6 protein-coding genes and 1 pseudogene are annotated in these 5354 nt (G+C 34.3%); 2 read left to right on the forward strand and 5 right to left on the reverse strand.

Annotated elements, in window-relative coordinates; genetic code table 11:
- Positions 1–183 (reverse strand): annotated as a pseudogene (locus tag FTV42_RS15400) (replication initiation protein); the annotation flags it as partial.
- A 701-nt stretch (positions 184–884) separates the two neighbouring features.
- Between FTV42_RS15400 and FTV42_RS15405 the strand changes: the two are divergent.
- A complete protein-coding gene (locus FTV42_RS15405) occupies positions 885–1193 on the forward strand; it encodes a hypothetical protein (protein WP_179991713.1) in 309 nt (102 codons plus the stop codon).
- Positions 1194–1491: 298 nt separating this feature from the next.
- Here the strand turns inward: FTV42_RS15405 and FTV42_RS15410 are convergent, their stop codons facing one another.
- From FTV42_RS15410 to mobQ, 3 genes are all read right to left on the reverse strand, one after another.
- Positions 1492–1974, reverse strand: coding sequence for a BLUF domain-containing protein (locus FTV42_RS15410; protein WP_179995733.1), 483 nt, complete (start codon positions 1972–1974; stop codon positions 1492–1494).
- A 593-nt stretch (positions 1975–2567) separates the two neighbouring features.
- Complete coding sequence (locus tag FTV42_RS15415) at positions 2568–3065, reverse strand: hypothetical protein (protein WP_179991709.1); 498 nt, start codon at positions 3063–3065, stop codon at positions 2568–2570.
- On the reverse strand, positions 3062–4015 hold the full coding sequence (mobQ, locus tag FTV42_RS15420; protein ID WP_179991710.1) for a MobQ family relaxase: 954 nt from the start codon (positions 4013–4015) through the stop codon (positions 3062–3064). The genes FTV42_RS15415 and mobQ overlap by 4 nt, the downstream gene beginning before the upstream one ends.
- A gap of 212 nt (positions 4016–4227) precedes the next feature.
- Here mobQ and FTV42_RS15425 point away from each other — a divergent pair, with 212 nt between their 5' ends.
- Positions 4228–4497, forward strand: coding sequence for a mobilization protein (locus FTV42_RS15425; protein ID WP_179991711.1), 270 nt, complete (start codon positions 4228–4230; stop codon positions 4495–4497).
- Here the strand turns inward: FTV42_RS15425 and FTV42_RS15430 are convergent.
- Positions 4487–5354: RepB family plasmid replication initiator protein (locus FTV42_RS15430; protein WP_180039165.1), on the reverse strand; the 868-nt coding region annotated here is incomplete at its 5' end. The genes FTV42_RS15425 and FTV42_RS15430 overlap by 11 nt on opposite strands.

Raw genomic sequence — 5354 nt, forward strand, 5'->3', positions numbered from 1 at the left:
CTCTTTAGCAAAGTTTTCAGCAGTAATAGTAATGGGGTCTTTTTCGGTAGCGTTGGTAACTCTAGCGATAGGACTTGCTAAAACCAATAAACGCTTTTCATCGATAGACATGCTTTTAAAGCATTCTTGAATATTATTTTGTATGACCACCCATGAAGGTGGATAGGTTTTTTTATCTTCCATTTGAAAACTACATACTGAGCAATGTAATTTGCAAAATACCAAGCTGCTGTTTTTTTAGCTATTATTTTTGTAGCTTTTTAACAAAACTACAATAAAAATAATGTAGCTTAATGTCCTCCATTTGTAGTTTTAAATTCCTCCATTTGTAGTTTTAAAAACTGATTTAGTCCTCCATTTGTAGCTTAATATCCTCCATTTGTAGTTTTTTAAAGTTTGAAAGCCTTATGAATAAAGGGTTTGAAGGGGGTCTAAAAGCTTTTAAAAGCTTATTAAAAAGATAAAAAAGGATTTTTTATTTAATACAATTGAAAATAATTTTTTATAATTAATTCTAATTCTTCGTGTAAGGCTGTTTACGGCCGATTAAAAGAAAATAGGTATACAACCATATGTTTACATGTAAACGTTCGAAATACGCGAAACTGTGAGCATAGGGACTATATTTTTATGTATTCCTATGTTAGAGTTTGAACTGTTTGAAAATAAAGCAAAAAAAAGGCACTTGCGTCAACAAGTACCTTTTTTGAAATCTTTAATATCAAATAGCTAACAAATCAAACCAAAGGAGGTTAAAAAAGCCATAAGAATTAATGATTTACGTTTAAAATGCATAAACGATTCTATCATTGATAAACAATTTGTTCAAGTTAGCGAACAGATAAGGCTGATTAACCTCCATTTTTTACAATGGAGGAATCATCATGATTCCAGTTTTACCGGCAGTAGATACACATAAAGCACATATCTTGCACCGCTTATTAAATAGGGTGCCTGTTAAAAACAAAGATATGTGGTCGTCTATTGATTCTAGTTACTCTGCGTGTCGTATTAGCGAATTACGTAGTGATGGATGGAATATTGAAGATCACTATTTATCTGAAGATTCAAAACTGAAAAAACGTGTGCGAGTAAAAGTGTACTTCATACCATCTTTATTAATTAGTGAATTGTTGAAAGAACAGGCAATTCAAGATTTTTTAAGAAGGTTTGAATATCGACAAGCCAGTTAAATAGAAAAAAGGAAGGGTTATCCCTTCCTTTTTTTGCTTTAAAAAACAGACTTTGTAATCAGAGAGAAAAACGCATGAATTTTGATACCAGGTGATCGCTCGTAGGCACTTGCTCGGCTCTTACTAGAATGAGTTTTTTATTAAAATATTTAATCAGTACCGTGGAACAACGATCAAATATCAAACTTGGAACATGATAAATAGAGGAGTTGCCGCCCTGTTGCTCTATGATTCAAGGCAGCAATCTCTAATATAATGATCTTGAAGGGAAAAACAGTTGTATTTCGTATAAGGTCTATTATGCTAATTTTTTAATCCAAATTGGATTCGAAGTAATTAAAGCTTTACTTTTTAATATAGAAAAATTATCTGCATGCTGACTTAATAACTCTATAAGAGGTGGGATTGTAGAGCTATTTAATAAGTATGGATTAAAAATATCATTATGATTTTTAGAGAAAAACTTAACTATATCCTGATCAATATTGGCATATTTCATATACCAATTAGAAAAGAGATATGTACTGATCTTCTCAAGATAAAGAACTTCACAATTTTCATGACGCGGATCTTTTAAGATTTTGTCATGAAAAAGATGCTTTACTTTATCTTCTTGCCCCTCTAAACATTGAACAAAGTAATCATTTCCATAGTAAAGAGCCCCATAGATCTGATTTGCTCCATTAAACTTTAATGCTTCGGTTAAAATTTCATAAAGTTCACTCTTAGAATAAATTTTAGACCTGAACTTACTTACATATAATAATCGTATAGCGGTCATTGGTAATTCGTCTTAAGATATAAATAGTTAAGTATATATAATAAAAAAAATTATTATATAAAATTAGTAATTTTTAGACTGCTTTCTTAAAGCATCCTTTCTTTTATCTTATATCCTTGCACTTTACCTATTGGTAAAATACATACATTCATAATCTATATCGGAAAGTAAGTAATTAAGCATAAGAAAAAAAATCCCAGCAGGTGTAGTGCTGGGATTAGGTGTCTTCTGGGCTTAGTTATTATCGTTATCAAAAAAGTATAACTCAGTTTTTACTTAATTAATTTTCTTTTCAATTAGCTTCAATTTACTTAACTGTTGCTCTTTTTTCTGATCATTTTCGATCTTAATAACTATAGCTAAAATAAAAAGCATCATTATAAAAAATAGGAAAATCAAATGCTTTCTCATTATTTATTCCTTCTTTTAATGTTTTAGCATGCCTTTTCCCATTGCAAATAGATATGACATAAGAAACCAAAATTTAGCTCGATGCTTTGAAATATGGCTTTAGCCATATTTCAAAGTCGGGCAACTTTGCGCTTGCTATAATCTGATTAGCTATGAGAAAAACCAAGCAAAGTACCGATCAACTAATATCTTTTAGGGTCGATCTGGCACCAGTCATAGGTCTTTTCTTTGACACTATTTGGCTGAAATGAATAGCAATTTTTCGTCATGATTCTGACTAGTGTTTCACCATCACTTTCTCTAATTTGTAGTGGATATTTTTTAAGTACAGCCATATCAGTTCTACGTTCATTAATTTCATCTTTGCTTGGCACGTACAAGAATATTGCCAAGATGAATACCATCATCACAGCGACAAACGTGCTGGCAAAAATAATGATAAATTTTAAGTTGAGCCTTTTTGTAGCTTCGTTTAATTCTTGAATACTATTGTTTAATGCAGCTGTATGTTTCTTATTTGCGTTTTCTAGCGATTTTTCAGCCTTATTGAGTACTCCGTTAGCGATTTGGTTGTAAAATACCTCTAATCGCTTGTTATCGTCTGCTATGGCCTCTCTATATTCCTTCATGGAGGCCAGTAAAATATATAGTTGATCGTCTAAGTCGTTTTGGTTGCTCATAGCGATGGGCCACTTCTTTCATATTTAATACGCTGTGTCTGTTTCATCTTTTGCTCTTGTTCCAATTTCAATCTTTGTCTTTGCTCTTGTTCCAGACGTTGTGCTTCCCGATCTTTCTTCCATTGTTTGAAACCTTGCTCAACATGGTTGAACCCTTGTTCTAAGGTCTTTTCCTTGTGCTGTTGTTTGTTTTGGAGCTGTTGGCTGTTTTGCTGTTTGATCGTATCGTTAAAACGGCTAATTTCAGTATCTATGCCTTTTCTGCGCATCTGGGTAACTTTACTACCCTCATGGATGGTAGCTTGTAGATCCTTGCCTTGATCGGCATAACTACGGTGGTCGATTCTTTCCCGATACCCTGCATGTTCGAGGGCATGATTGGCTAAGTTTGCCCAGGTGGCTCGGATCTGTTTAATTTCTTCCTGGCTTGTTCCCATGCCCAGGCTTTTTCTCTTGGCATTGCTTAACTCAATATCAGTCTTATCCTTTAGCACCAGATTATGATCTTGATCCAGTTCAGCCTTACGTGTAGTCAGCAAGATATGCGCATGATGGTTTTTATCATCCCCTCCTTTGCTGGGTGCATGGATGGCTAAATCTGCAATCACCCCATAACGGTCTACTAATGATTGGGCAAACTCTTTAGCCAATTCTTTTCGCTGTTCTTCGTCCAGTTCATCAGGTAAAGCGATAACCCATTCACGTGCGGTTCGGGCATCTTTTCGATTCTCAGATTTTTCTGCCAGATTCCAAACTTGGCTTCGGTCTAATTCAGTATCCAAGTTAGAAAGAATCTCTGTATAAACCACACCTTCTTTTCTTGTGAAGTCATGGGTTAACCCTGTCCGTTCATCTTTCAATTTTTCTCCTGCACGGTAAGCCATAGATGCAACTGCAGTTCGTCCCGAACTTCGGTTAACGGTCTTAGTAGTACAGTGATAAATTGCCATGCCTTAGCCTTGTGGTGGTTTTGCTTTTGCTTTTAAAAATTGCGTAGCAGTTTTTTGGGGTTAAGGGGAATCCCCTTACGCAAACTTTGACTTGGATGAAATCCAAGTCGTAAGTGCGCATTTCATGAAAACACGATAGCATATAGCCCGCTTGAATTTCAATTCATAGGGCCTTATGCTTGAGTGGTTTTCTATATCCCGAAATCTGAATCATGACAAAATCTGCTGAAAATCTCGAAAAGAAAATTGAAGCCCAGTTAGAGAAGCTGAAACAGTTAAAGGCTCATAAACAAGCTATCGAAGCTAGAGAAAAATCAAAGCAAAAAGAGCAGGAGAGAAAGGACGATACTCGACGCAAAATTTTGCTCGGTTCTTATTTGATTAAAAAAATGAATGACAATGAAGCCAATAGAGAAAAAATACTCGCTGAACTCAACGAGTATTTAATAGAAGATCGAGACAGAAAATTATTTAACCTTTAAAACCTAAACTTCTTAAATGTGGAATAAACTCTTTTTGTTTTTCAGGGTCTATCAGCATGTCTTTAATTCGACTAGCTAAAGCCTCATAACTCTCATTACCAACAGCTAAATGTGATAGGCCCGGTAATTTGGCAAGCTGATTTCCAAACATATTAATTTGCCCATCAGTCATTTTGAAAAACATATCGACGGTATTCATATCTCGACTTGAGTTGATTTTTGGCTTTTCAAATTTTTCTTTAACTTTGAATCTAAACCCCACAACAGTTCTACCCTCTTTTATATTTTCATAAGTTAGATTTAAATCTGTTTGAGAGTTAATTTCTTCTAAAGAAGGCTCTAAAACACGGGTTTTTAAATTAGACATTCGATCATAAGACTTAGGCAATCCTAACTCTGTTTTTATACGATCTAAACTTAATTCAAATTTACCTAGACCCTGATATTTCTTGGCAAGATGATACAGGTCAAAGGAATAATCTTTTTTAAGTCTGAGTACCACTTCTTTTTTATATTTGGTGTAAGGGTTGAGCTTATCAAATTCTTTTAGCATTAAAAGAACTTCCTCAGGAAAGCAAATTGATATTGCTCCATTGTCGTATTTTGCTCGGATTACCCAAGAACAAGAAACTTTTTTCCCCTTTTCATCTGTATAGGTAAAGTACCTACGCAGCATATGCTTACTAGCTTCCTCCATCGACTTATATGCAGAGTGGGTTTTTATATTGCACTCTTTAGCAAAGTTTTCAGCAGTAATAGTAATGGGGTCTTTTTCGGTAGCGTTGGTAACTCTAGCGATAGGACTTGCTAAAACCAATAAACGCTTTTCATCGATAGACATGCTTTTAAAGCATTCT

Source organism: Acinetobacter sp. YH16052, from assembly GCF_013417155.1.
GTDB lineage: Bacteria > Pseudomonadota > Gammaproteobacteria > Pseudomonadales > Moraxellaceae > Acinetobacter.